Annotated in this window: 26 protein-coding genes and 1 tRNA gene; 3 read left to right on the plus strand and 24 right to left on the minus strand. The window is 28.7% G+C overall.

What is annotated here, in order from left to right; translation table 11 throughout:
• The 11 genes from BM119_RS15085 to BM119_RS15135 all read right to left on the minus strand — a co-directional run.
• The coding region (locus tag BM119_RS15085) for a GTP-binding protein (RefSeq protein WP_177199449.1) at positions 1-300 on the minus strand (300 nt) is incomplete at its 3' end.
• A 66-nt stretch (positions 301-366) separates the two neighbouring features.
• Positions 367-442, minus strand: a tRNA-Thr gene (locus BM119_RS15090).
• Positions 443-563: 121 nt separating this feature from the next.
• On the minus strand, positions 564-1199 hold the full coding sequence (gene sigH, locus BM119_RS15095; RefSeq protein WP_090042567.1) for an RNA polymerase sporulation sigma factor SigH: 636 nt from the start codon (positions 1197-1199) through the stop codon (positions 564-566).
• Positions 1200-1270: 71 nt separating this feature from the next.
• Complete coding sequence (locus BM119_RS15100) at positions 1271-1780, minus strand: NYN domain-containing protein (RefSeq protein ID WP_090042568.1); 510 nt, start codon at positions 1778-1780, stop codon at positions 1271-1273.
• Positions 1781-1788: 8 nt separating this feature from the next.
• Complete coding sequence (rlmB, locus tag BM119_RS15105) at positions 1789-2586, minus strand: 23S rRNA (guanosine(2251)-2'-O)-methyltransferase RlmB (protein WP_090042569.1); 798 nt, start codon at positions 2584-2586, stop codon at positions 1789-1791.
• Positions 2587-2597: 11 nt separating this feature from the next.
• On the minus strand, positions 2598-3338 hold the full coding sequence (gene thyX / locus BM119_RS15110) for an FAD-dependent thymidylate synthase (RefSeq protein WP_090042570.1): 741 nt from the start codon (positions 3336-3338) through the stop codon (positions 2598-2600).
• 4 nt (positions 3339-3342) lie between these two features.
• Positions 3343-3759, minus strand: a complete 417-nt coding sequence (locus BM119_RS15115; protein ID WP_090042571.1) for a Mini-ribonuclease 3 — start codon at positions 3757-3759, stop codon at positions 3343-3345.
• A gap of 307 nt (positions 3760-4066) precedes the next feature.
• The gene (cysS, locus tag BM119_RS15120) at positions 4067-5467 is read right to left on the minus strand and encodes a cysteine--tRNA ligase (RefSeq protein ID WP_090042600.1); all 1401 of its coding nucleotides are present in this window, start codon (positions 5465-5467) and stop codon (positions 4067-4069) included.
• 237 nt (positions 5468-5704) lie between these two features.
• Positions 5705-7255 (minus strand): YbaK/EbsC family protein, encoded by a 1551-nt coding sequence (locus BM119_RS15125; protein ID WP_090042572.1) that lies wholly within the window; start codon positions 7253-7255, stop codon positions 5705-5707.
• A 372-nt stretch (positions 7256-7627) separates the two neighbouring features.
• Complete coding sequence (gene ispD, locus BM119_RS15130; protein WP_090042573.1) at positions 7628-8308, minus strand: 2-C-methyl-D-erythritol 4-phosphate cytidylyltransferase; 681 nt, start codon at positions 8306-8308, stop codon at positions 7628-7630.
• Positions 8309-8318: 10 nt separating this feature from the next.
• Positions 8319-9404 (minus strand): PIN/TRAM domain-containing protein, encoded by a 1086-nt coding sequence (locus tag BM119_RS15135; RefSeq protein WP_090042574.1) that lies wholly within the window; start codon positions 9402-9404, stop codon positions 8319-8321.
• Positions 9405-9681: 277 nt separating this feature from the next.
• Between BM119_RS15135 and BM119_RS15140 the strand changes: the two genes are divergently transcribed.
• Positions 9682-10080 carry a nucleoside triphosphate pyrophosphohydrolase family protein gene (locus tag BM119_RS15140; protein WP_090042575.1) on the plus strand — a complete coding sequence of 133 codons (399 nt, stop codon included), beginning with the start codon at positions 9682-9684 and terminating at the stop codon, positions 10078-10080.
• Between the two features lie 77 nt (positions 10081-10157).
• On the opposite strand, the gene disA is transcribed toward BM119_RS15140, so the two are convergent.
• The 4 genes from disA to BM119_RS15160 all read right to left on the minus strand — a co-directional run bounded on the left by disA (position 10158) and on the right by BM119_RS15160 (position 14300).
• Entirely contained in the window at positions 10158-11222 is a 1065-nt protein-coding gene (gene disA, locus BM119_RS15145) for a DNA integrity scanning diadenylate cyclase DisA (protein ID WP_090042576.1), read from the minus strand.
• Between the two features lie 17 nt (positions 11223-11239).
• Positions 11240-12610: a DNA repair protein RadA gene (gene radA / locus BM119_RS15150; protein WP_090042577.1), complete on the minus strand. Its 1371-nt coding sequence runs from the start codon at positions 12608-12610 to the stop codon at positions 11240-11242.
• A gap of 236 nt (positions 12611-12846) precedes the next feature.
• The gene (gene nagB, locus BM119_RS15155; protein ID WP_090042578.1) at positions 12847-13581 is read right to left on the minus strand and encodes a glucosamine-6-phosphate deaminase; all 735 of its coding nucleotides are present in this window, start codon (positions 13579-13581) and stop codon (positions 12847-12849) included.
• The gene (locus tag BM119_RS15160) at positions 13578-14300 is read right to left on the minus strand and encodes a GntR family transcriptional regulator (RefSeq protein ID WP_090042579.1); all 723 of its coding nucleotides are present in this window, start codon (positions 14298-14300) and stop codon (positions 13578-13580) included. The genes nagB and BM119_RS15160 overlap by 4 nt, the downstream gene beginning before the upstream one ends.
• Positions 14301-14569: 269 nt before the next feature.
• Here BM119_RS15160 and BM119_RS15165 point away from each other — a divergent pair, with 269 nt between their 5' ends.
• Positions 14570-15607 (plus strand): hypothetical protein, encoded by a 1038-nt coding sequence (locus tag BM119_RS15165; protein ID WP_090042580.1) that lies wholly within the window; start codon positions 14570-14572, stop codon positions 15605-15607.
• Between the two features lie 157 nt (positions 15608-15764).
• Here the strand turns inward: BM119_RS15165 and BM119_RS15170 are convergent, their stop codons facing one another.
• The 4 genes from BM119_RS15170 to BM119_RS15185 are packed head-to-tail and all read right to left on the minus strand — an operon-like array spanning position 15765 to position 20277.
• Positions 15765-18209 carry an ATP-dependent Clp protease ATP-binding subunit gene (locus BM119_RS15170; protein ID WP_090042581.1) on the minus strand — a complete coding sequence of 815 codons (2445 nt, stop codon included), beginning with the start codon at positions 18207-18209 and terminating at the stop codon, positions 15765-15767.
• A 13-nt stretch (positions 18210-18222) separates the two neighbouring features.
• On the minus strand, positions 18223-19242 hold the full coding sequence (locus BM119_RS15175; RefSeq protein WP_090042582.1) for a protein arginine kinase: 1020 nt from the start codon (positions 19240-19242) through the stop codon (positions 18223-18225).
• Between the two features lie 14 nt (positions 19243-19256).
• The gene (locus BM119_RS15180; RefSeq protein WP_090042583.1) at positions 19257-19772 is read right to left on the minus strand and encodes a UvrB/UvrC motif-containing protein; all 516 of its coding nucleotides are present in this window, start codon (positions 19770-19772) and stop codon (positions 19257-19259) included.
• Between the two features lie 52 nt (positions 19773-19824).
• A complete protein-coding gene (locus tag BM119_RS15185; protein ID WP_090042584.1) occupies positions 19825-20277 on the minus strand; it encodes a CtsR family transcriptional regulator in 453 nt (150 codons plus the stop codon).
• 421 nt (positions 20278-20698) lie between these two features.
• Here BM119_RS15185 and BM119_RS15190 point away from each other — a divergent pair, with 421 nt between their 5' ends.
• Positions 20699-21337 (plus strand): MBL fold metallo-hydrolase, encoded by a 639-nt coding sequence (locus BM119_RS15190; protein WP_090042585.1) that lies wholly within the window; start codon positions 20699-20701, stop codon positions 21335-21337.
• A 301-nt stretch (positions 21338-21638) separates the two neighbouring features.
• Here BM119_RS15190 and BM119_RS15195 read toward each other — a convergent pair whose 3' ends face one another.
• The 5 genes from BM119_RS15195 to BM119_RS15215 all read right to left on the minus strand — a co-directional run bounded on the left by BM119_RS15195 (position 21639) and on the right by BM119_RS15215 (position 26502).
• Positions 21639-23333, minus strand: coding sequence for a Mur ligase family protein (locus BM119_RS15195; protein ID WP_090042586.1), 1695 nt, complete (start codon positions 23331-23333; stop codon positions 21639-21641).
• Positions 23334-24100: 767 nt separating this feature from the next.
• Complete coding sequence (locus BM119_RS15200) at positions 24101-24271, minus strand: DUF362 domain-containing protein (RefSeq protein ID WP_090042587.1); 171 nt, start codon at positions 24269-24271, stop codon at positions 24101-24103.
• Positions 24272-24443: 172 nt separating this feature from the next.
• Positions 24444-24647, minus strand: coding sequence for a heavy-metal-associated domain-containing protein (locus tag BM119_RS15205; protein WP_090042588.1), 204 nt, complete (start codon positions 24645-24647; stop codon positions 24444-24446).
• 11 nt (positions 24648-24658) lie between these two features.
• Positions 24659-25564 carry a PSP1 domain-containing protein gene (locus BM119_RS15210; protein WP_090042589.1) on the minus strand — a complete coding sequence of 302 codons (906 nt, stop codon included), beginning with the start codon at positions 25562-25564 and terminating at the stop codon, positions 24659-24661.
• A 2-nt stretch (positions 25565-25566) separates the two neighbouring features.
• Positions 25567-26502 carry a DNA polymerase III subunit delta' gene (locus BM119_RS15215; protein WP_090042590.1) on the minus strand — a complete coding sequence of 312 codons (936 nt, stop codon included), beginning with the start codon at positions 26500-26502 and terminating at the stop codon, positions 25567-25569.
• Positions 26503-26512 lie beyond the last annotated feature (10 nt).

Below are 26512 nucleotides of genomic sequence, written 5' to 3' on the forward strand. Positions count from 1 at the left end.
ATCCATTTGTGCTGCTCCTGTTATCATGTTCTTTACATAGTCAGCATGTCCTGGACAGTCAACGTGTGCATAGTGTCTATTTTCTGTCTCATACTCAACGTGAGCTGTGTTTATTGTGATTCCTCTTTCTTTTTCTTCTGGAGCCTTATCTATTTCATCGTATTTGAAAGCTTCAGCGAATCCTCTGTTTGCTAATACTGATGTTATAGCTGCTGTTAGTGTTGTCTTACCGTGGTCTACGTGACCTATTGTTCCAATGTTAACGTGAGGTTTTGTTCTCTCGAATTTTGCCTTTGCCATTATAAATTCCTCCTTATATTTAACGTTGCAGTAAACACTGCCTGGTGTTTTGTATTTTCCATTTCTTGGAGCCCACGACCGGGTTTGAACCGGCGACCTCCACCTTACCAAGGTGACGCTCTACCTACTGAGCTACATGAGCAACTATTAAAATATAGCGAGCAATTCATTACTCGCTATATTACATACCTTTTAATAATACACATTAAGTGTAATTTCTTTTTTAAATTTTGTCAATACTTTTTAATAATTTTTACTATGGTTTATGTTCTGTTATTTAAACACTTTTCAAGCTTTCTTTTCACTCTTTGTAATGCATTATCTATAGATTTTGCATGTCTATCTAAATCACAAGCTATTTCTTGATAAGATTTACCATCAAGGTATGACATGAGAACTTCCATTTCTAATCCTGACAGTACCTGACTTATCTCTTTTTCTATATTATCCATTTCTTCTTTTCCAATAACCATTTCCTCAGGATCTGCCACCTTTATACCAGCTAAAACATCTAATAATGTTCTATCAGATTCATCTTCGTATATAGGCTTATTGAGAGATACATATGTATTTAGAGGAATATGTTTTTGGCGAGTAGCAGTTTTTATAGCTGTTATTATCTGCCTTGTTACACACAATTCTGCAAATGCTTTAAAGGATGACAATTTGTCTGGTTTAAAATCTCTTATAGCTTTATAAAGCCCAATCATACCCTCTTGGTATATGTCCTCCTTATCAGCTCCTATAAGAAAATAAGATTTAGCCTTTGCTTTAACAAAATTTTCATACTTGTTTATTAGGTATTCTTGTGCTCTTATGTTTCCACTCTTTGCCTCAACAACAACTTCTTCGTCTAGTTTACCCTCAAATACGTTTAAATTGCTCCCCCTGTTTTCCATTGCATCCCCTCCAATTTAATACGTCATACTACTTCATTATAGACTAGCATAAATTTATAGGTCAAGCTAAATCAATGGCTTCTACGTATCTTCTCAAGTTTTTCCAAAATATTATCATTAATGTTGTCTTCCAACAAATTTTTATTTTTAACTTCATAAACTTCTGTTTTTTTACTTATTTTTCCTTCAATCTCTTTCATTTCATAATAAAATTCTATGGATGACATTCTTATTGCCCCTCTTTGAAATGTAACCTGTTGCTCTAATGAATCAGATGTAACTACTATTACTTCTGTTTTTCTTCCAATGTTATTTACATATCTTTCAATAAATGAATCAGCCGTTTCACCATCTTTAGTAAAGACAACTGTAACTTCTCCGCTTTTCTCTTTTTTCTCTATACTTCCTTCAACTTTATGTGCATCAAATACTAGAAAAATTTTACACCCTATATAACTAGAATAGTTTTGTAACCTTTCTATTAATTTTACTCTAGCGGATTCATAACTGTAATCTTTTATTTTATTAAGATCTGGCCAATGATTTATTACATTATATCCATCAACAAATATAACTTTCAAAATTCACCCTATAATCTTGACTTCAATACTTCATACATCATGATACCACCTGCAACAGAGGCATTTAAAGAATTTATTTGTCCTACCATAGGTATCTTTACTAACACATCACATTTATCCTTAGTTAGTTTTGACATTCCCTTACCTTCATTACCTATAATTAAGGCAACACCTCCACTGAAGTTTACTTCATAACTAAAGCTTTTTCCAGCTATATCAGCTCCATAAATCCATATTCCCTTTTCTTTCAAGTCTTCTATAACAGAGTTTATGTTTGTTACTTTTGCTATTCTCATATGTTCTACTGCACCTACAGATGTTTTATATACCGTGGCAGTAACTCCAACATTTCTTCTTTTAGGAATTATAATACCATGAACACCACATAACTCTGCTGTTCTAATTATTGACCCCAAGTTATGTGGATCTTCAATTTCATCTAAGATAACTATGAACGGTTTTTCATTTTTCTTTTCAGCATATTTAACAATATCTTCAACCTCATAATATTTATACGGTGTTATTATTGCAACAACCCCTTGATGAACTCCATCATTAGTCATAATATCCAATTTTTTCTTATCTACTTCTTTTACAACTAATTTTTTTTCTTTAGCCATTGCTAAAATTTTATTTATGGATCCCTCTTTATTTCCCTTTGCAATTAATATTTGATCTATTGTAGTGCTTGATTTTAATGCTTCTATAACTGCATTTCTTCCTTGAACTACATCTTCTCTTTCTGTTTCAAATTCTTTTTCATTTTTATGTGTTGTTCTATTCTTTTCAACTTTTCCTTTTGACATATTAATTCTCCTTATAAATTCATATATTTCTTTCTTACTTCAAGCATTTTACCACAAGTCATAGACCCTTCTGGACATTTAGAATTAACGCAGCTTGGTCCAGCATATTTAAATAATGTAGGTGCAACCTTTTTAACTTCAACTAACATCTTTTCTGCTAAAACTCTTATTTCCCATTGAGCTCTATCGCAACATCTATGTCTAAAGAAGTTCATTAATGTTCTTGCATTCATCGTAAATACAACTTTTGTTTCACATGCATTAGGAAATACATATCGAGCATCCTCTATAGCTTTTTTCTCAGCAACTCTTTCATCAATACCATTTTCAATATTCTTACCCTTAAGTTTTTCCACTAGTATATCATATGACTTTTGGCATTGCTCCATTGAATCTATAAAAACTTTCTTTGCTTCTTTATCATTCTCTATTGATGGAGGCATCACATATTCAAACTGATTTAATCTAACATACCTTTGACTTTGTTGCGAATATGATGCAATTCTATGCCTAACTAATTGGTGAGTTAAACTTCTTGAAACTCCTTCAATGGCAAACGTAAATGATACATGTTCAATAGGAGATTCATGTCCATAAGACATAAGCATATTAAGAAATTTTTCTGTGCTTTCAGACGTTAATTTTTCATTTATATCTTCTATACCAACTGCGCTATAACATAGTTTTGCTGCTGATGCGATTAATTTTTCTGGTTCTGGTGTGTATTGTAAAAGTTTAACTTTTTGTTCCATATATTTATTCCTCCCTTATAGAAATAGATTTTTCTAACAATTCTACAAGTCTCTCTCTTTGATTTGTTATGTATAAATATCCCATCAAGCATTCAAATCCCGTCGCAACTCTATAGTCCCTCACGTCTGCATTTTTAGGAACACTATGACATTTAGCATTTCTTCCTCTTTTGTAAACAGCTACTTCTTCTTCATTAAGCAATTCTTCTAAAGTTAGCATTATATCACTCTGAGCCTTAGCTTTAACAAAATTTATTGCTTTAATATGTAATTTATGAGCTGATAATTTCCCCTTTTTATTCAATATATAACTTCTTACATATAACTCATAAACAGCATCACCAATAAATGCTAAGCTAATTGGATTAAATTGATTAGCTTCTTGTTTAGAGCATATTTTAAAATTCAAAATATCTATCATAAGTTGAACTCCTTTATCTTAATTTAGTTTTTAGGCACATGAAAGGAAATAATAGACCAAAGATACGTCGTATATTTTGTGTCAAACAAGGAAGTAAATTCAGTTAATAGTTATGCTATTAGCTGAATTTGCTGACGCAGTATGACAGAAAATAGACAAGCATACTGGTCTATTATTTTTTGAATGTGCCTTTTATTATATCATTTTAAAAGATATAATAAAAAAAGAGAGTTTAACCCTCTCTTTTATTTTATAATTATAATCTTATCTTTACAATATATATTACTCATAATATCTTAACCATATCTTAATCAATCTTTTTCCATCTCACCCCTTGAGGTGTATCTTCTAGAACTATATTTTTAGACTTCAATTCATCCCTTATTTTATCGGACAAAGCCCAGTCTCTGTTTTTTCTAGCTTGTTGTCTTTGTTCTATTAATTTTTCTATCTCATCTTCTAAATTATCTTCTTTAACTTTTTGTAATATACTAAGAGGTCTTCCAAACTCTCTTATAAGACCTAGTGCAAACTTAACGACTTCTTTAGATGATTCCCCATTTATATTAGAGTTTGTATCTCTAACTAAATCAAAAATTACAGATATTGCATCTGCTGTATTGAAATCATCATCCATTTTTTCTATATATTTTTCTCTATATGATGCTAATTGCTCTATATATTCCTTTTCACCTTCTGTACATTGCTCTATCCTAACTTCTTTTTCTAAACTCTCTAGGTTATATATAGCATTATATAATCTTTCCATAGAGGCTTTAGCTGAATCTAAAAGTTCCTCGCTGAAGTTTAATTGTGTTCTGTAGTGACCGGATAATAATAAAAATCTTATAATCTCAGCATCATACTTTTCTAAAACCTCTCTTGCTGTAAAGAAGTTATTTAAAGACTTAGACATCTTTTGATTATTTACATTAACAAATGCACCATGTATCCAATAGTTTGCAAATTGTTTACCATTTCTTGCTTCACTTTGAGCTATTTCGTTTTCATGATGTGGAAACACTAAATCTGATCCGCCTGCATGTATATCTATTGTTTCTCCTAATAGATCATGAGCCATACATGAACACTCTATATGCCATCCTGGTCTTCCCATTCCCCATGGACTTTCCCATGCTGGTTCACCTGGTTTTTGTGCTTTCCAAACAGCAAAATCCATTGGATCATTTTTTCTTTCATCAATATTTATTCTAGCACCTGCTTGAAGATCATCTAAATTTTGTCCTGATAACTTTCCGTACTCTTCAAATTTTTTAGTACTAAAGTAAACATCCCCGTTGACTTCATATGCAAATCCCTTATTTATTAATTCTTCAACAAATTCTATTATTGGTTTTATAAATTCCGTTGCTCTTGGATTAACTGTCGCCCTTTTTATCAGAAGATTATCTGCATCTTCATAATATTCACTAATATATCTATCGCCTAATTCTTTAACAGTTATACCTTCGTCATTGGCTTTATTTATCATTTTATCATCTATATCTGTAAAGTTTTGAATGAATTTAACCTCATAACCTCTATACTCAAAATATTTTCTTATAGTATCAAAAACTATGAATGTCCTTGCATTTCCTATATGGAAAAAGTTATATACAGTAGGTCCGCACACGTACATTTTAACTTCCCCATGAACTAATGGTTTAAATTCTTCTTTTTTCTTTGTTAAAGTATTATATATTTTTATCATCTTACTACTCCCTGTTATTTAAAACTTTATAAATTTCATTTTAAATTCGATAATTTTTTGAATGTGTCTTATCTTAAACAATACCAATATTATATCATGGTAAAATAACCGTGTCGATTAATCATTATATTGATAATTATTGTTTTTTTGTTTATACATTTTTTAAAATTTATATTAAAACTTTAACTAACTTGATTTTCATGCCAACATTCTATGATTATTGACCATAACTTATTAATTATTAAAATTTTTACATATTGTTTCTATAGCATCATCAATAGTTACAACAGAAAAATCATCATCTGTTCTCTTCTTTAATTCAACTAATCCTTCTGATATTTTTTTGCCTACTGTTATTCTAAATGGGGAACCAATTAAATCACAATCTTTAAATTTAGCACCAGCTCTATCTTCTCTATCATCAAATAAAACTCTTATACCTTTTTGCAAAAGAGATTTATAAATTTTTTCTCCTTCAGTTATTTGTTGTTGATTTTTACCCACCGCCACAACTACAACAACATGATATGGTGTTACAGACACTGGCCATTTAATTCCATTTTCATCTCTATTATATTCTGCTGTAATAGCCATATTTCTTGTTACTCCAATTTTATAACTTGCTATATATGGATTTGTTGTTTTTCCATCTTCCTCATCATAACTTAATATTTTGCTATCCTTAGATTTCTTCAATGTGGCAAGTGTAAAACAAGGTTTTATACTAATATTATTGCCACATTTAGGACATTTATCATAGTCTACTATTTTTCTAAAGTTTCCAACTTCGCCCTTAAAATCTTTTCCATAATTTACATTTTTAATATGGTGATCTGTTTTGTTAGCACCCACTATAAAATTAGTCATCTTAGTTACTTCTTTATCAACTAAAATTCTGTTTACCTCTATTCCTATAGGTCCAGCAAAACCTACATCTGCATTAGTAGCATTTTCAACTACATCAACATCTGCCATTTCAATTTTACTCGATTTTAAAAATTTTTTAAGTTTATTTTCATCTAACTCTCTGTGGCCCCTTATAAGAACTGCTATTACCTCATCTTGTAATTTATATATTAATGTTTTAACTATGTTTTCAGAAGATATTTTAAAGAAATTTGCTAAGTCATCTATACTCTTTATATTTGGTGTATAAATTATATTAGTATCCTTTTCTTTTTCATCTGAGTCATCTATTAATGAATCTGCTGAGTCCATAGAAGCTTTATAATTACAGCACGTGCACTCAACCACAAGTTCGTCACCTAATTCGCATTTTGTTATTATTTTTTTCGACTCCTCACCATCATAACAATATCCAAATACCAATTCATTAGGTATATTTAATTGATTAAATATAGTATTAAATTCACACTCCATATTTTTATATTCTTTATCTAATTCTTCTAGATCTCTATGTAAACTAAAACCTTGTATGTTTTTAAATTTTTTTGATTTCATAAGTCCGTATTTAGGTTTTTCATTTGTACTTTCATCTTTAACAGAATAAAAACCCATAGGAAATTGTTTATATGTTTTTATATCTATAGATAAATCTTCTATTTCTGATTCACTTCTTAAGAACCCTTGATTATTAAAGCCATTACTTATTATATCTATTAAATTATCATATACATCCATACCTAAAGGTAAAAGGTTGTATTCTCCTTGGTTATGTTTTCTTATTATTCCACCCCTTAGCATAAGTTTATAGCTTTCTGCATCCTTAGTCGCCTCTGCTGGTGCTTCTCTAAGTGTTCCTAAAAACATGTTTGTTAATTTCATAATACCCTCCAAAAATATATTTAGTAGTAACACTACCCCATTTATAATAAAATTTAAACTTTTATGTTTATATTATAACATTATTCAGAAAAATCAACCATTTAATCGTTTTAGATTCTTCATAGTCATATGAAGCAATTTATAGAGCGACTCTTCATTCAGTTGATGAAAAGTGGCTACACTATTTTTAAGAAGATTTCATCATTAATTTGTCACTTGCAACTTGTCACAAATTAAAGATATGTTTAATCCTAGGTTTTATCAACACTTTGGTATTAAATTTTTTTATACTTTCCTGTATATTAAAAATAGAGTGTTATAAAAATATATATTTTTATAACACTCTCTCTATAGGTTTATATTCATCACATCTTATTTAACTAAATAGTTTGCTAAAATTAAATCTTCTGGCGTTGTAATTTTTATATTGGTGTAATCACCTTCATATAAATATACTGTTTTTCCCAATAGCTCTACTGCCATTGTATCATCTGTTACTTGTATATCATTATCTTGTATATAATCATGGGCTTTCATTATTAATTCATACTTAAAACATTGAGGTGTTTGAACTGCAACTAATTCACTTCTTTTTAAAGTATTTATTGATAACCCATTTTTATCTTTAACTTTTATTGTATCCTTAGGCATAACTCCACATGCACTAGCACCATATTTTTTTGCAAATTCTATACCTTTTTTTATTATATTTCTGCTTACAAATGGTCTCGCACCGTCATGTATCAAGACTATCTCACAATTTTCACATGCTTTTAATCCATTGTATACTGAGTTTTGTCTTTCTTTTCCTCCATATACTACTTTGTTAAGCTTCTTAAACTTATAAATATCCTTGATATTATTGTTAAAATAATTAATATCATTTTCACCAATAACTACAATTATTTCATCTATTTCGTTACAATCTTCAAAGGCCTTTATTGTATAGTACAGAATGGGGTTTTGATCTATTTCTAAAAATTGTTTTGATATTTCTTCTCCCATTCTAGTTCCTTTTCCACCTGCTACAATAACAACAGAATTCTTAATCATTGATTTACGCCTACTCTTTTTTCTTTGCGAAAATCATTCTTCCAGCTGGAGTTTGAAGAACCGATGTTACTATAACCTCTATATTTTGACCTATATATTTTCTTCCGCCTTCAACAACAATCATAGTGCCATCCTCTAAATAAGAAATACCCTGACCTGATTCTTTACCATCTTTTATAATTTGTATAAGCATTTCTTCTCCTGGCAACACCACTGATTTAATTGCATTAGCTAATTCATTTATGTTTAAAACAGGAACTCCTTGAAATTCTGCAACTTTATTTAAATTGTAGTCATTTGTTATTACTTTTCCATTAAGAGTTTGCGCAAGCTTTAGAAGTTTACTGTCAACCTCCGCAATATCCGGAAAATCTTTCTCAGTTATTTCAACTTCTACATTTAATTCTTTTTGAATTTTATTTAGTATATCAAGACCTCGTCTTCCTCTATTTCTCTTTAATGAATCTGAAGAATCGGATATGTGTCTAAGCTCATCTAGTACAAAGTGAGGTATAACAAGTGTTCCCTCAATAAATCCTGTTTGGCATAAATCAAATATTCTGCCATCTATAATCACAGATGTATCTAAAACCTTTGACGTAGATTTATTAACACCCTTATTTTTCTTTTCCTTACTAGCACTAGCCTTTTTTATGCTACCAAATATACCGAAAATTTCATCTTTCTTTTTAATGGCAAGATCTGCACCTAATATAGCTGCTATAACATTTAAACATGCATATATTAAAGTACCTATTTTAGGTATCATGCTAGTTAATATACTTCCAAGCATTGAAGATATAATTAGTGCTATTATAGCTCCGCCTGCTCCAAATAATAATTCTACCGCTGTTAGCTTTTGCATATGTTTTTCTACGGAATCCAAGAATTTTCTTATCATAGAATAAACACTAGGGAATATAATAAAAGTTATAAGTCCAAAAATTAAACAAGATAATAAATAAAAGATAATTATTTTAACAGTACTATTATTAACAAAATCAAACTGTTTTAATTTTAGAAAAGATGTGCTTAAAATATAACCTAGTGATGCTCCCACTATCGAAAATAGAATTCTTAATACTTTTTTTAGCAAAATTAATCACCTCCTATAATTTTTTCCAATAAATAGTATTAAAATCCTTATCTTAAATAATATCTTAATAATTATAACATTGCAACATTCATAAGTTTTGTTAATAATCTTTTTACCAAAAACTAATAATATTATACCCCCTATTCAAATTATTAGCTTTATTTTAATATATATCCATGGGGAGGCAACTCAATTCTCACATTTACATTTATGGATAAAAATACTATAATTATATTAATGCTTAATGGGGTAAATTTTATTAAAAGGAGTGAGACTTATGAAGGATTTTATTTTTGATGACTTTCAAAATTGTGTAGATGAGTCTCTATTAAGACATAAGAGTATCTTGGATATCTTAACTAAAATGCAGGATTCTCAGTCCAGAATAAATAGAGCTGTAGCAAAATCTGTTACTAATTGTGGCTGTGTAAAAATAAATGCTGAAAAGCAATGCCTCCCTACCTCTGACGATGACATTAGTGCTTTAAATGAATGTTTAAAAAAACATCTTGAAGGTCAACTCTGTGACAACTGTAGGGATGTTTTAGAGAGAGAGATTGGAAATCACATGTTTTACATAACTTCCCTATGTAATAGCTTAGATTTAAATCTTTATGATATACTCTTAAAAGAATACGACAAAATGAATACTTTAGGAAAATATACTTTTAGATAATTAATTTTAAATCATTGTTATATAAACTAAACACTATCGAGACGTTTTTCATTTTTGTCCGATAGTGTTTTTTACTTTTATATATGCTTATCTAATACTACCTGTTCTTTTATTCTTCTTAAACCATTTTTTATAGCCTTTGCTCTTGCTTCTCCAATTCCCTCTACTTGATCTAGTTCATCATAACTTGCTTCTAAAACAGCCTTTAATTCTTTAAAATGTTTAACCAAATTTTCTATAACACCGGTTGGAATTCTCGGTACTTTATTAAGTAATCTATATCCTCTTGGAGATATTAATGTGTCTATTAGTGGTACTGCTGAATACCCTATTAGCTTAGATATTAACTCTAAATTAAGCAATTCTTCCTGAGTAAGTTTTTGAATATTTTCATATATTTCCACATGATCCATATCGGACTTGCAATAATCTCTTAATAAGAGTATTCCATCCTGTTCTATAAATTTTACAAGTTCATTTAATTGCATGGATATAAGTCTTCCCTCATTACCAAGTTCACATATATATCTTTCTATCTCTGAAACTATTCTCATTACCATCTCAGTTCTTTGAATTGCTGTTATAACATCAAACAATGTAGACAAGTCCTGAAACTCCAATAAGTTTAAATTACTAATAACCCTATCAAGTACAGTAACATATCTTTCTAATGTCTGAACTGCTTGATTTGCTTTGTCTATTATTACACTGCTATCCCTTAAAACATACTTTATATCGCCTTTGTAAACCGTTATTATGTTCCTTCTTTGTGATATTGCTACTACTATAACTCCTGTTTGCTTTGCTACTCTATTTGCTGTTCTATGTCTTGTTCCTGTCTCATAAGTAGGTATTGATGAATCTGGTATAAGTTGAGCATTAGCTCTTATTATCCTTTTAAAATCAGAACTAACAACTATAGAACCATCCATCTTTGCCAATTCATATACATATGATGGTGTGTATTCTGCATTTATTCCAAACCCACCATCAACTATCTTTAGAATCTCTTCACTATCGCCTAATACTATAAGACCGCCCGTTTTTGCTCTTAATATATTTTCTAAACCATCTCTAAGTTGAGTTCCTGGTCCCATTATTTTAAGTATACCTTTTAGTTCTTTATCTTTTTCTATTCTCACCCACATGCCCTCCTTTTCTAAAATATTTTTCCTAAAGCTTCTTTTAAAGATTTTATCCCAAGTAAGTTCAATCCTTTAACGTTTACTTTTTCTATATTCCTTTGGGGAATAATTATATTGTTTAAGCCCATTTTACTAGCTTCATTTACTATTCTCTCACAAGAAATTACAGGTCTTATTTCTCCTGTTAGTCCAATCTCACCAATTGCAATTATTTTTTCCATATTAAAACAACTACCTTTAGCACTAGATATTAACGCCAATGCAACTCCTAAATCTCCCATTGTTCCTTGAAGATTTAATCCGCCAACTACATTAACGTAAACATCACAATTATAAAAAGGTATTTTTAACTTTTTTTCTAAAACTGCTAAAATAAGATTTAATCTTTGTACATCTATACCCACTGCTGTTCTTCGAGGGTTATATGACTTAGTTTCAGTAACTAATGCCTGCACTTCAACTAATATAGGTCTGCTTCCTTCCATGATTCCAACTATAATGGAACCCTCTTGGTTATAATTTGTATCCTCTAAAAATATTTTTGAAGGATCATATACTTCCATTAACCCTTCTTGTCTCATCTCAAAAACTCCAATTTCACTTGTCGTTCCAAAACGATTTTTTATAGTTCTAAGTATCCTAAATTCTTCTGATCGTTCTCCCTCAAAATATAAAACAGTATCAACCATATGTTCTAAAACTCTAGGTCCTGCAAGCTCTCCCTGCTTCGTTACATGTGCAACTATAAAAAATGGTATATTCTTAGTTTTCGCCATTCTCATAAGTTCATTTGAGCATTCCCTAACTTGGGATACACTACCTGGAGCTGACGTAACTGTAGCTTTAAATAGTGTTTGTATGGAGTCTATTATTACAAAGCTTGGATTCATATTTTCTATATGAACATCTATATTATCTAGGTTAGTTTCAGCCACTATGTATAAATCATCACATATTGCACCTAGTCTATCTCCTCTAATCTTTATTTGCTCCTCAGACTCTTCTCCAGATACATATAAAACTTTCCCATACTTTTTAGATATATTATTAGCTGTTTGTAATAGTAACGTAGATTTACCTATTCCTGGATCACCCGATATAAGTGTTAATGATCCCTTAACAAGTCCCCCACCCAAGACTCTATTTAGCTCACTTATTCCTGTGTCAAGACGCTCTGCCTCTCCTGATTTAATTTCTTTTATACTTCTAGGTTTTTGCGAAGAGGAAGCATATCCTTTATTAAAAGTTGAATTTGATATATTCGATGGTATTTTTTGTTCTTCAACAAGGCTATTCCATGAACTACATGATGGGCATTTTCCTACCCATTTAGGAGATTCATAACCACATTGTTGACATATAAATACACTTTTTATTTTTGCCAAAAAAATCACTCCAAAATAAATGTTATCAAAAAATAATTATACATTATATTATCGAAAATTTGTGAAATAACTTTCTATTATTTAATATTTATATCCATACTGTAAAAATATATGCTGAATTTTCTAAACAAAAACACCTAACATCATTTGTTAAGTGTTTTATTTTTATATCCTATATTTCAAATATTATACATATTTGCATTAAAAAATCTATAAATATAAAAAACAGCCCTTATTTATGGCTGTTTTATTAATTTAGCTGCTGCCTCATCTACTATAATTGTAACATCTGGATGTACTTGAAGTAATGTTGCAGGAATATCTGTAGTTATTTTTCCTTCTAAAATTTTTGATATTATATTTGCTTTTCCTTCTCCACTAGCTATTAAAACTATTCTTTTAGCCTTCATAATTCCACCAAGTCCCATAGTTATAGCTTCTGTTGGTACATCTTCTATTTTATCAAAAAATCTTGCATTAGATTGTATTGTATCTTCTGTTAAGTGAGTTAAGTGAGTTTTAGTATTAAGAAACTCTGCTGGTTCATTAAAACCTATATGTCCATTATTTCCTATTCCTAATAGTTGAAGGTCTATTCCACCAATCTGCTCTATTCTCTCATCATAATTTTTACACTCTTCTTCTATATCCTTAGCTAATCCATTTGGAACAAAAGTATTAGCTTTATTTATATTTATATTATTAAATAAATTGGTATTCATAAAATATCTATAACTTTGATCGTGGTCTCCTGATAATCCTCTGTATTCGTCTAAATTTATAGAATTAACTTTTGAGAAATCAACTTTTCCCTCTTTATTCATTCTAATTAAATTTTTATACATTTCTACAGGTGTTCCTCCAGTAGCAAGACCTAAAATACAATCAGGTTTGTTTTCTATGAATTCACTAAATATTTCTGCTGCTTTCTTACTCATTGCTTCATAATTTTTTTCAATTATAATATTCATCGAATGATCCCCTCTCGTCTAGAAATATTAACTTCTAAAATATATTTATCACTTCTATAAATAGCTTCTTCTAAGTAAATGACCTTATCATTAACATCTTTACTCTTATTTACACATTTTAATAATGGAACTTCCTTATCTAGATTAAATAACTTCATATACTCTTCATCCATAATAACTGACTGAATTGAAGATTCAGCATATTTTATCTCATATCCAAACTTACTTAGCACCTTGAATAAAGAATCTTTTACCATTTCCTCATCTATATATCCACAGTAGTCACAAGGTATATATACTATTTCATTAGCAACTCTCTCATTTTCTACTATTCTCATTCTATTAATTTTATAAACATGTTCAAATGGAAAAATATCTTCCATTTCCTCAGGAGTTATTACTCTTTCAAAAGATAAAATCTTAGTTTCTAACTTCATCCCTAACTTATCTACTATATCGGAAAAACTCATCATATCAGTCTGTTTTACCTTAGGTTCACAAACAAAAGTTCCTTTTCCTTTTTCTTTTACTAAGATCCCTTCATGAACCAATTCTCCTAATGCCTGACGTATTGTCATCCTAGATACTTGATATCCCTCAGAAAGTTCTCTTTCACTATCTATACATTGTCCTACTTTCCATACACCTTCTGATATTTTTCTTTTTATATCCTCTTTTAATTGATAATATACCGGAATTGGACTTCTTTTATCTATCATAAAATACTCCTCCTAAATTTATTATATTACATTCATATATAGATGTCTATACCAGTTTGTTTTTTGTATAATTATTATATGTATACATAATTATAGGTTCCCATACATATAATTTTAAAATATAATTAATATAGATTGTCATATTATATCCTAATTTTTCAGGATATAATAAGTTTAAATACATTTATTTAGTCTACCACTATTATTTTAAAGTTACTTTATTTGCTTTTCAATAAATATATATAATTAACCTAGGGGGATTGCTTTACATGACCAAAAAAAACAAGTTTTTTACTTATATAGTTATTTCATTTACCTTTTTAATACTTTTACTAGGAATATTCATATATAAATCTACTTATAATATTCCAAATGACGATACCTTGTTAAAAGACCACATAATAAATTATTTGGATACCAAAGTATCAATGCCATTTAAATATACTGATATAGAAATAAAGGAAATTGTAAATGTAGATAATATTAAATTTTTATTATTAGAAAAAGATAGAAACTCAATAGGAGCAGCTTATTTAAAACGTAGTCCTATTGATTCAACTTATAGAATCATATCTATAGAATTTTCTAATAGTAATTTTAAATCTATATCTATGCCGACTTCTAAAGATGATATACTTTTCTTTTATGGTATAAAAGATGAAAATTATGATATAGATAATGTTGAATTAAATGCATTTGATTATGAAAAAACATATTCAATGAAAATTCCTGATAAAAAATTCTTTGTAACTTATACTTATATGGGTAATATTAGTGGTTCAAAAACATCCTATGATAACACCTCTTATTCTATTTTCGATGCTAATATGAATGATGTTACAGACTTGGTAACTAAGACTAACTTTGCATATGAATTTTTAAACAAAGGTTCTGAACTACAAACCTACATATTAAATCATTATTTATCTCCTAAAATAACTAATGATTCAGATAAAATAATATCAGATTTCTTGATTTTAGATAAAGAAATTTCTAAAGATACCACCACTTACTATGTTCAAGGACTACTATATGATTTAAATCTGAAAAAATCTGAAGATAATTGCAAAAATCTATTTATAGGTGTTACCTTTGATAAAATTACATCTAACATAATAGATTTTAAATGTAATTTAGACTATAAAGATATAAATGATTTTTTAATTAATATGCCTTCTACTGTAAGTGATTCTATTACTAATTCTGATTTAGTAACAGAGAAAAAAAATTACTTAAAGGAACGTATAGATAATAATATCAATTTGATTAAAAATAAAAAGATCATCACTAGTTATAATTATAACTAGTGATGATCTTTTTATTTAGTCATTTTTAAACAAATAATGTATCAAAATTCTTATTTATTTTACATAATACTTTATCGTCAAAAGTCACTCATAGTGCAAACATGAATGACTTTTAACTATTTGTCTTATATCAAATATACTTGGAATCTGTGGTCTATTATTTTTTTTCAGATAACTTAGTAAATACTAATTTATTTTCCTCAACTGTTCCTTGTATTATATCCCCAATATTAATATTTCCTCTTAATATTTCTTCACTAAGCTTATCTTCTACAATTTTTGTTATTGCTCTTCTTAAAGGTCTTGCTCCATATGTTATGTCAAAACCTTCTTTCGCCAATAAAGCTTCAGCATCTTCATTAAAGGAAACATATATGTCCTTACTTTGTAATCTAGAGGATACTGAATTTAACATTAGCTTAACTATTTCCTTAATATCATTTTGTTGTAATTGATGGAATACTATTATATCATCTATTCTATTTAAAAATTCTGGCCTGAAGCTATGTTTTAGCTCTTCCATAATGTTATTTTTCATTTTTTCATATTCATTTTCATTATTCTTAGAATTAACTGTAAATCCCATTGTTTTTTGTTTATTTATAGTTGATGCTCCTGTATTAGATGTCATTATGATTATAGTATTTTTAAAATTAATAGTTTTACCTTTTCCATCTGTAAGTCTTCCATCTTCTAGAATTTGCAATAAAATATTAAATACATCTGGATGTGCTTTTTCTATTTCATCGAATAATATCACAGAATATGGATTGCGCCTTACCTTTTCTGTCAATTGTCCTCCATCATCAAACCCAACATATCCTGGAGGTGAACCTATAAGCCTAGACACTGAATGTTTCTCCATATATTCTGACATATCTACTCTTATCATACTACTTTCATCACCAAACATAGCTTCTGCTAATGCCTTTGAAAGTTCTGTCTTACCAACACCAGTAGGTCCTAAAAATATAAATGATCCAATTGGTCTAGCAGGATCCTTTAATCCTACTCTTGCTCTTCTCACAGCTCTTGAAATTGACTTTACTGCTTCTTCCTGTCCTACAACTCGTTTATGAAGTATTTCCTCTAGATTTAACAATCTTTGTGATTCTGTTTCTGTTAATTTTTCAACTGGAACCTTAGTCCATCTAGAAACAACTCCAGCAATCTCTTTTTCTGTAACTACTTGCTCATTTTTTGTATTTTCACTTTTCCAATTTTTCTTATTCTTATCTAGCTTAATCTTTAAGTCCTTTTCTTTATCTCTTAAAGTTGCAGCCTTTTCATAATCCTGGACGTTTATTGCATCCTCTTTTTCTTTTGCAACCTTATCTATTTCCTCTTCAATTTGTTTTAAGTCTGGCGGTGCTGTTAGACTTTGAATTCTAACCCTTGATGCAGCTTCATCAATTAAATCTATAGCTTTATCTGGCAAATATCTATCTGTTATATATCTATCTGATAAGTTTACGGCTGCATATAAAGCATCATCTGTTATCTTAACTCCATGGTGAGCCTCATATTTATCTCTTATACCCTTTAAAATTTGTAAGGCCTCATCTTTTGACGGTTCTCCTACCTCTACTGGTTGAAATCTTCTTTCTAATGCAGAATCTTTTTCTATATATTTTCTATACTCCTCTATAGTTGTAGCTCCTATACATTGAATTTCTCCCCTTGCTAATGCAGGTTTTAAAATATTTGATGCATCTATAGCTCCCTCTGCTCCACCAGCTCTAACTATTGTATGAATTTCATCTATAAATAACATTACATTTTCTGCTTCTCTTATTTCTTCCATTATCTTCTTTAATCTTTCTTCAAATTCACCTCTATATTTTGCTCCTGCAAGTAGTGCTGGTATATCTAATGTAACAACTCTTTTATTTTTTAATATCTCAGGTATATTGCCTTCAACTATTTTTTGCGCTAACCCTTCAACTATAGCTGTTTTACCAACACCTGGATCACCAATAAAACAAGGATTGTTTTTTATTCTTCTACATAATATTTCTAAAACTCTTTGGGTTTCATCATCTCTACCTATTACTGGATCTAGCTTACCTTCTCTTGCAAACTCTGTTAAATCTCTTCCATATTGGTTTAATACCGGTGTGTCAACTCCAACATTATTAGAATTGCCATTACTTTTAGGATTTCCTTGAGATGATATACTATCTATTAATTCTTTTCTTAAACTATTAAAATCAACAGATAACCCTCTTAATATAGTGTATGCTATACTCTCTGTTTCTTTCATTAGTGCAAGTAGTATATGCTCTGGGCTTATATAATTATTTCCTAGATTTCTAGCTTCTAATAAACTTAAATCTAATATCCTTTTGGTCCTAGGAGTTAATGGGATTTCGCTTTTACCTAATACAATATCTCCCTCTCCCTCTATTTCATATATTAATTTTTTTACTGCTCCCAAGGTTACTCCTCTTGAAGCTAATATATTTTTACTTATTCCTTCTTCTTTTAATATCCCTGATAGAATATGCTCTGTTCCTATATACCCATGTTTAAATTGTAATGCATCCTCTTGAGCATACCTAATAACATTTTGCGCTCTTTCAGTAAATCTTTCAAAAACCATACTGTTACACCCCCTAATTAAACCTTTCTCTAACTAATTTTGCTCTTTGAAAATTTATTTCATTATTTGATAAGTCTTTGCAAAGAATTCTTTTTAATGATGATGGTTGACAATCCACTAACAATTCATTTAAAAACTTTTGTGTTATATTTTCTATTATGCCCATTTCTACGCCTAATCTTACATTTGATAATAATTCCAAACCTTCTTCAATTGACAAAAGTCTAGAATTTTTTAGTATTGCCAGTGATCTGAATATTTTATCTTCTAATTCATACTTAAACTTATTATTTACAAGCTCTCTTGTTTTAATCTCCTGATTGACTATTTGAGAAACAGTTCCCTGTAAATTTCTTATTATTTCTTCTTCACTGATACCCAATGTAATCTGATTTGATACCTGATAAATATTGCCCTCTGCTTTAGAACCCTCTCCGTAAATGCCTCTTATTGTCATTCCCATTTGGGTTAAAGCTTTTAAAACTCCATTCATTTCATTATTTAGAGTAATTGCTGGCAAGTGCAACATAGCAGACGCTCTTAATCCTGTTCCTAAATTTGTTGGACATGCTGTCACATAACCTATCTCTTCATCAAATCCATAATTTAAATTTTGTTCCAGAAAATCATCTATTTTATTTGCTTCATCATATGCCTCTTTAATATTCAATCCTGAGGTTATACTTTGTATTCTTAAATGATCTTCCTCATTTATCATGATACTTAATGTTTCATCTTTATTTAAAATAAACGCTCCATTTTTATTTTCAGATAATTTTTTACTTATTACATGTTTTTCAACATAATACTGTACTTCATCTTTTGATATTTCATCCAAACTTATTAACCCGAAGCTTTCTTTATCTTTTATTGCCTTAAAAAAACCATCTTGAACCTTTGATATAACATCCTTACTCTCATCTTCTGATAACTTATGAGGAAAGGGAACTTTATCTAAATTTCTTGCTATTCTTACCCTACTACTAAGAACTATATTGTTTGAATCTGTATTTCCATTAATCCAATTATTCATAATAAAACTCCCCCTTACTCACCCTTTTTAATTTTATTTATTTTATCTCTTAGCTCTGCTGCCTTTTCATATTCTTCAACCAAAATAGCTTGTTGTAATTCTTCTTTTAATTTCAATAATCTTTTCTTTTCAATAAGTTCTTTTCCATTTTTTACAGGCAATTTTCCAACATGCTCAATATCTTTCTGTACCCTTCTAATCATAGGATTTACAATACTACTAAATGTCTTATAACATTCACTACAGCCTAAGATACCTGACTTTTTAAATTCACTATATGAAGTCCCACAATTTTCACATACCATATCACTATGGGTAATACTAGAGGGACTTTCACTTATATAATCCATAATACCTGTTATCAAGTTTTGGAAATTAAATGTAGTACTTATATTTCCATCAAAGTTAAATGATAAACTTTCTTGTTCCTTAGCACATTTCTCACATAAATTCATCTCATTTTTTACCCCATTTACAACTTTAACAATATGAACATTTGCATTATTTTTATTACACCTTTCACACATCATTTAAATCACCCCTATATGAAATTATTACCTTTTTATCTTATTAAATATCAAGTTATGATAAAACTATCATAATAATAGACTTTAAAATTTTAGCCCTCTGCATATTTTTATCAATAGAATATACAAGTATTCTTTGGTTTACTGCTGATTTTATTATTTCTCTTTCTCTAATTGTTATAATATTTGAATCATAAAGACCGTCAATTAAAGCCAGTGAATTATTGTATGTTATACTCTCTCCAATTTTATCTAAAATTATTTTTTTTAATATACTGTTATCATCATATTTAAGTTGTTTTATAACAATACATCCTCCTCCGCCTCTTCTACTCTCTATAATATAACCTTTATCAACAGTAAATCTTGTTGTTAATACATAGTTTATCTGAGATGGTGCACAACTAAATTTATTAGCTAATTCATTTCTTTGAATTTGTATTGCCTCTCCATCATCACTTAGTAATGATTTTATAAACTCCTCTATAATGTCCGATAATCTTGCCATCAAAACACTTCCTTTGTTATTGACTTTCTTTGATCTTTAGTTAAATATTATAACTTTATTTTTTGTGATTCAACTCTATTTTATTGATGAATTCTCACGTTTTTTCTCATTTTAAGTGATTCAAAGAATTTATATTCAATTTTCTGAATTTTACTTATTATTTCTTTAATATTTATAATAAACCATGTAAACTTAGTCATATTGATTTTAAATAAGGGCACTACTATTATCAAGTGATTCTTAGCTTTAGTCAGAGTTTGCTTAATAGAACTCTCTCTTTCCAACTAAATCTTAGAAGAACTTATCTAGGGCGGTTACGAATCTTATACCCTAAAGGACATCTATTCTCCAACTTGTAGAAGATTGTAGTATTGGAGTATCTAAACATGGAATAAATATTTTTTATATAGGGAGTGTTAGAATGGAAATTACTTGGGTAGGAAAATCCTGCTTTTTTATAAAAACGTCTATGGGAAAACGTATTTTGACAGACCCCTTTAAATGTGATTATGTTGATTCATTGAATAATGTTTCTTATATAACATTAAGCCATAATCATTTTAACAATGATTATATGCCCGAAAATCTTAAAGAATCCACAATTATACAAAACTCAGATGGTTTAAGTTCTAAAGATATTTCAATAGATTGTATTGAAAGTTTTCATGATGAATATGCCGGAAAAAAAAGAGGCGTAAATAGAATTTTTATTTTCAATTTTGATAATTTTAGAATTGCACACCTTGGACATCTTGGACACCTTCTTGATAGTGATTCTCTTAAAATTCTAGAAAACATAAATATTCTCTGCATACCTGTAGGTGGAAATTTTACAATAGATGGACACCATGCTTCAACTATTTGCAACCAAATAAATGCAAATATAGTTATCCCAATGAATTATAACCTTAATATAAACCTATCTATGATAGATGGTGTTGATAAATTCATTCCTTACATGTCTAATACTAAAAAAATAGATTCTGATACTATAATACTAAATGATTTTATATCATATAAAAATCAAGTATTATTGCTGACACCTTCAACTTACTTGTAAAAAAGTGTCTATGCCACTCTTTAATTGAGAATTGAGATTTGACAATTTACAATTATGGTTGAAAGTCAAAGACTTTCTGAAAAAGTACTTTTTATTTTAGAAATCTTTCTAAAAAGATTTCACACTCTCAATTCTCAACTAAAAAAAGAATATGTGTTTTCAATATTTCTCAAAGTTATACGCTGATTTAAAATCTATACTATGCTATAGATTAAAGTAAAAAGTAATAAACCCATTTATATTGCTATATTAATGAGTTTATTACTTTCTTTTTTGAATGTGCCTCATCTTAAATTAATTTTTAATGACTTAATAAGTCTGCATTTACTTCCAGTTGATTTAGTCCCTGAGTTTTTAGATACTTGTTTATTACTGGAATTATTACATCTAAGCACTGAGTAAACAAGATTATTACATCATTTTTTTCTGCTTTATTTAATGATTCAAGTATTGCATCCTCTTCTTTATATATTATTTCTATATCTTTTTCTTTAAAATTGTTATTTAATGCCCCTTGTTTTAATAAATTAGCTGTTTCCCCTACTTTTCTTTCTCTTAAATCATCCTGTTCTCTTATAATTATTTTATTACTATTCTTTGCAGCTATTCTCCCTAATTCTTTTATATATTTATCTTTTCTATCTCCAGGTGCTGCTATTATAGATATTATCTTTTCGTGTTTTAATTCTTTTGCTATTGAAAATATCTCTTCAAATGCTTCAGGATTATGTCCGTAATCTAGTACTACTTTAAAGTCCTTTATATCTAAAATATTTTGCCTTCCGCTATTAGTATTTAAATCACATTCTAATTTGTTTATTACATCTATTAGAACATCTAATTCATAAAATTCCTTTAATGCTGCTACTGCACACATTATATTTTTTATATTACTTTTAGAAATACCATTATGACAAAAATTTATTTTTTTAATGTTTCCTAGATTATGCTCTTTACCATCAAAAATATATATTAAATGATTTTCTTTCAAAAAAATTAATTCTATATTAGGGTTATTGTCTTTTTCTAATATGGAAATTGGTTTTATTGAGAAATAACATACTTTATATCTTTTTTCATCTATAAATTTTAGTATATGTTTATTATATGGAACTATTGCCTTTCCATTATTTTTAAGAGCTTTTAATGTAATAGCTTTGACAGCTGCAAGCTCATCTAAATTTTTTATTCCATCCACGCCTATATGATCTTCTGAAATTGATGTTATTATTGCAATATCAGATTCTAAATATCCTAGACCTTTTTTTATTATTCCCCCTCTTGCAGTTTCTAAAACACCTATATCTATACCAGGGTTTTCCAAAACCATTCTTGCACTTAAATATCCTGTTGTATCTCCACTTAATATTTTTTTGTCTTTTATATATACTCCACCTGTTGATGCCATACCACTGTTTCTACCAAGTTTCAACAAAATATTATGTATTAATCTAGAAGTTGTAGTTTTTCCGTTTGTACCTGTTACACTTATCAATGGAATTCTTCCAATATTTTTATCTATTATGTACTTATATAATTTATTTATATCTTTACTAAATTCATCATTAAATCTATTTTTATCTATCAACGTTAAATTTTTACCATATCCTATTTGTAGCGTATTTTTATCTACTTCTATGAATGGCATATTTTTTTCAATAACGCACTTTATTATGTCTTCATTCCATATATATTTTTTTATATTCCTGCCCTTTCTTATTATATATTTCTTAAATGAATTCTTTTCCAATTGTCTAAGTATAAATTGAGCTATATTTTCATTGGTATATGTAACAAATATATTAAATTCTTCTGATAGCTTTATAATATCTTTAATTTCTTCATTACATCCTAAAATTTTACTTATAATTATGTATTCATCCATCACTTTATTGATTTCATCAATAGACGTACCCTTGTTAAATACACATCTCACTACTCTTTTATAACCATTAATTTCATATCCATCTATGAACCTAATTAGCTTTATACTCATAATAGTTCAACTCCTAAGGCTAATTTTTAAAGTCTAGTAATTACTGCTACTGCCCCCAATTAAATACTAATACTTCCTAGATAAGTTTTTATAAGGCACATGAAAGAGAATAACAAGTCCAAGATGCCATGTATATTTTGTGTCAGACAAGGAAGTGATATTAGTTCATAGCATAAGGCTATGGGTTAATATCGCTGACGCAGTATGGCACAAAATAGACTAGCATACTGACTTGTTATTTTTTGAATGTGCCTAAGCTTCATCTATATGAGTATTAGCACTTAATCTTTCCTATTATACCCACCATTATATATTTATATCCTTATAAAAATAGTACTTTTTTAGTGTAAAATTTGCTATTATAAAATATATCAAAAGAACAAAAAGCTGCGCCCTTTTGTTAATTGACAATTGATAATTGACGATTATTGTTGGAAGTCACAGACTTCCTAAATATAAAGTTGAAGGTTGAGAGTGGAAAGTTGAAAGTTATGGCTAAAAATCACAGATTTTCTCTAAATTATATTTTTTAAATTTTAAAATCTTCCTTAGAAGGTTTATCCTTGAATTGTCAATTTTCAATCGTCAATTGTCAATTTCTTAAACTCTTGTAACTTGCCACTTGTAATTTTTCATTCATTAAAGTTCTCAACTAAAAAATCTATATATTTTAATAGTTATCAAAGTTGTCCACAGATTTGAAATTTTATAATATCCTATAAAGTAAAAAAGAACCATCAATTGATGGTTCTTTTTTAGAGTATTTATTACTCTGCTATTGGAGCGCCTACTGGACAAACATTTGCACAGTTTCCGCAATCGATACAAGTATCAGCATCGACAACAAATATAGAATCTCCTTGACTTATAGCGTCTACTGGACATTCAGAAGCACAAGCTCCACATGAAACGCAAGCGTCAGTTATTTTATATGCCATATTAAAGCACCTCCTATTATAGAAGTTTTTTTCCATGTTTATTTTAACATGTTTTATACTGTTTTGAAAGTTTTTTCTCAAAACATTATAACTTTTCATTTAATTTATTAATATATATTGTTTTTTAATAATAATAATCAGTATTATATATTATAATTTTATATTTTATTATCTACAGTACTGTATACCCTAAATCTTCTATAGATTGAATAATGTCATCTACTGTCACAAAATAATTATCAAAAATTATCTGTGTTTCACCTTTAACAGCATTTATTTCACAAGCTATGACACCTTCATTATTTGATATTGCATTTCTTACAACATTTACATCCTGCATTGTTTTCATATTACAAATTTTTAATACTGATTTCATCTACAACCCCCCTAATCTTCCTTAAGCAAGTCTTTTATTAGTTCTTTATCCTCTGTAGGATCCGCATCTATCTTTATTTCTTCATCATTTACAGTACCTTCATAAGTTCCCGAAATCATCTTAACATCATCTATTTTAAACTCTTCTATATATTCTTCATCATCTCTTCTTAGTTTTACTTTAATACCTTCTTTTATTATACTATTTGAAATAACCTCTCCCTTACCTTGTTCAGTTTCAATAATTGATCCTACTTTAGGCATACGAGTTCTTATTTCTTCATATATTTCCTGCTCGTAATTTAAACAACACATTAATCGTCCACATATTCCAGAAATCTTAGTTGGATTTAATGATAAATTTTGCTCTTTAGCCATTTTTATAGATACTGAAGTGAAATCTCCTAAAAATGATGAGCAACACATAGGCCTTCCACATGGTCCTAACCCACCGATCATTTTGGCTTCATCCCTAACACCTATTTGTCTAAGTTCTATTCTTGTTTTAAATATTGTAGCTAGATCTTTTACAAGCTCTCTAAAATCAACTCTTCCTTCAGCTGTAAAATAGAATATAACCTTATTATTATCAAATGTATACTCTACATCTATAAGTTTCATACCTAATCCATGTTCTTCTATTTTCTTCAAACATATATCAAAAGCATTCTCTTCCTTTTCCTTATTTGAAGTATGTTTTTGTATATCTTCTTCTGTTGCTACCCTTAATACATTCTTTAAAGGAGCTACTATATCTTCTTCTTGAACCTCTTTAGATCCTATTACACAGCTTCCGAATTCTATTCCTCTTGCCGTCTCAACAATGACATAGTCATCTTTTTTTGCCTCTGTATCATCTGGTGCAAAGTAATATATTTTACCTGCCTTTTTAAAGCGTACACCTACTACTTTTATCATAATTAAACCTCCAATATGTTAAGAAGCATAACATCAAAGGTTATCAATGCATTGACATTCTTTCTTAACGAATCTCTAGTATTATTCAAATTATTTATTATCTTATTTATTTTATTAAATGAAAGATTTCTCGACAATTCGATTATATCCTCTATTTTATCCTTATTTAATATATAATCAGGATTTTTTATATCTTTATATAAAAGTATGTCTCTTGAAAAGTATAATATATTATCTAAAACTTCGCTATAATAATCTTTATAATTTTCTGTTATATATTTTACATATTTTATAACCACGTTAACATCTTTAGAATTTATTTCCTTAAGAAGTTTAACAACAAACTCTCTTACTTCATTAAAAACATCATCTTTTAAAAATCTATCCATTTTTCCTGGTATACCATTACTAAAAGCTATAGCTACCTCCTTATCTATAGAATTTTCATTAACATGATATTTTTCCAAATAAGTTTCAATTTCTTCTAATGATAATCTATTCAATTTATGTATTTGACATCTTGACTTTATAGTCTGTAAAATGTTCTCTATATTTTCACATAATAAAATTATATAAACACCTTTTGGTGGTTCTTCTATTGTTTTTAAAAAGGCATTTTGTCCTTGAGTTGTCATAGTGTCCGCCTTATAAACTAATATAACCTTCTTATTTCCTTCAAATGGTTTTTTGTTTATTTCTCCTATTAACCCTCTTATATCCTCAACACCAATTGTTTTCTTATTAGATTTAAATTCTATTAAATCTACATAGTATTTATCCTCATTCTTTTCTAAAATATTTAAGGCTAATTCTTTACCTACTACGCTTTTTCCTATTCCATCCTCACCTACTATAAGATGAGCATGGGAGAGTGATTGTCTTTCCACTGCTTTTTTTAAACTATTTCTTATATAACTATGTCCGATTACATCTATCAACTACACTCTC

This window comes from Clostridium frigidicarnis (assembly GCF_900111985.1).
In the GTDB taxonomy this organism is placed as follows: Bacteria; Bacillota; Clostridia; order Clostridiales; family Clostridiaceae; genus Clostridium_Z; species Clostridium_Z frigidicarnis.

What these genes read in the sequence shown, in the direction of transcription:
- sigH (WP_090042567.1), bottom strand. Translation starts at nt 1,199, where the DNA reads ATGGAAAACAGGGGGAGCAATTTAAACGTATTTGAGGGTAAACTAGAC.
- rlmB (WP_090042569.1), bottom strand. Translation starts at nt 2,586, where the DNA reads ATGTCAAAAGGAAAAGTTGAAAAGAATAGAACAACACATAAAAATGAA.
- thyX (WP_090042570.1), bottom strand. Translation starts at nt 3,338, where the DNA reads ATGGAACAAAAAGTTAAACTTTTACAATACACACCAGAACCAGAAAAA.
- BM119_RS15115 (WP_090042571.1), bottom strand. Translation starts at nt 3,759, where the DNA reads ATGATAGATATTTTGAATTTTAAAATATGCTCTAAACAAGAAGCTAAT.
- BM119_RS15125 (WP_090042572.1), bottom strand. Translation starts at nt 7,255, where the DNA reads ATGAAATTAACAAACATGTTTTTAGGAACACTTAGAGAAGCACCAGCA.
- ispD (WP_090042573.1), bottom strand. Translation starts at nt 8,308, where the DNA reads ATGATTAAGAATTCTGTTGTTATTGTAGCAGGTGGAAAAGGAACTAGA.
- BM119_RS15140 (WP_090042575.1), top strand. Translation starts at nt 9,682, where the DNA reads ATGAAGGATTTTATTTTTGATGACTTTCAAAATTGTGTAGATGAGTCT.
- nagB (WP_090042578.1), bottom strand. Translation starts at nt 13,581, where the DNA reads ATGAATATTATAATTGAAAAAAATTATGAAGCAATGAGTAAGAAAGCA.
- BM119_RS15160 (WP_090042579.1), bottom strand. Translation starts at nt 14,300, where the DNA reads ATGATAGATAAAAGAAGTCCAATTCCGGTATATTATCAATTAAAAGAG.
- BM119_RS15165 (WP_090042580.1), top strand. Translation starts at nt 14,570, where the DNA reads ATGACCAAAAAAAACAAGTTTTTTACTTATATAGTTATTTCATTTACC.
- BM119_RS15170 (WP_090042581.1), bottom strand. Translation starts at nt 18,209, where the DNA reads ATGGTTTTTGAAAGATTTACTGAAAGAGCGCAAAATGTTATTAGGTAT.
- BM119_RS15175 (WP_090042582.1), bottom strand. Translation starts at nt 19,242, where the DNA reads ATGAATAATTGGATTAATGGAAATACAGATTCAAACAATATAGTTCTT.
- BM119_RS15180 (WP_090042583.1), bottom strand. Translation starts at nt 19,772, where the DNA reads ATGATGTGTGAAAGGTGTAATAAAAATAATGCAAATGTTCATATTGTT.
- BM119_RS15185 (WP_090042584.1), bottom strand. Translation starts at nt 20,277, where the DNA reads ATGGCAAGATTATCGGACATTATAGAGGAGTTTATAAAATCATTACTA.
- BM119_RS15190 (WP_090042585.1), top strand. Translation starts at nt 20,699, where the DNA reads ATGGAAATTACTTGGGTAGGAAAATCCTGCTTTTTTATAAAAACGTCT.
- BM119_RS15195 (WP_090042586.1), bottom strand. Translation starts at nt 23,333, where the DNA reads ATGAGTATAAAGCTAATTAGGTTCATAGATGGATATGAAATTAATGGT.
- BM119_RS15200 (WP_090042587.1), bottom strand. Translation starts at nt 24,271, where the DNA reads ATGGCATATAAAATAACTGACGCTTGCGTTTCATGTGGAGCTTGTGCT.
- BM119_RS15205 (WP_090042588.1), bottom strand. Translation starts at nt 24,647, where the DNA reads ATGAAATCAGTATTAAAAATTTGTAATATGAAAACAATGCAGGATGTA.
- BM119_RS15210 (WP_090042589.1), bottom strand. Translation starts at nt 25,564, where the DNA reads ATGATAAAAGTAGTAGGTGTACGCTTTAAAAAGGCAGGTAAAATATAT.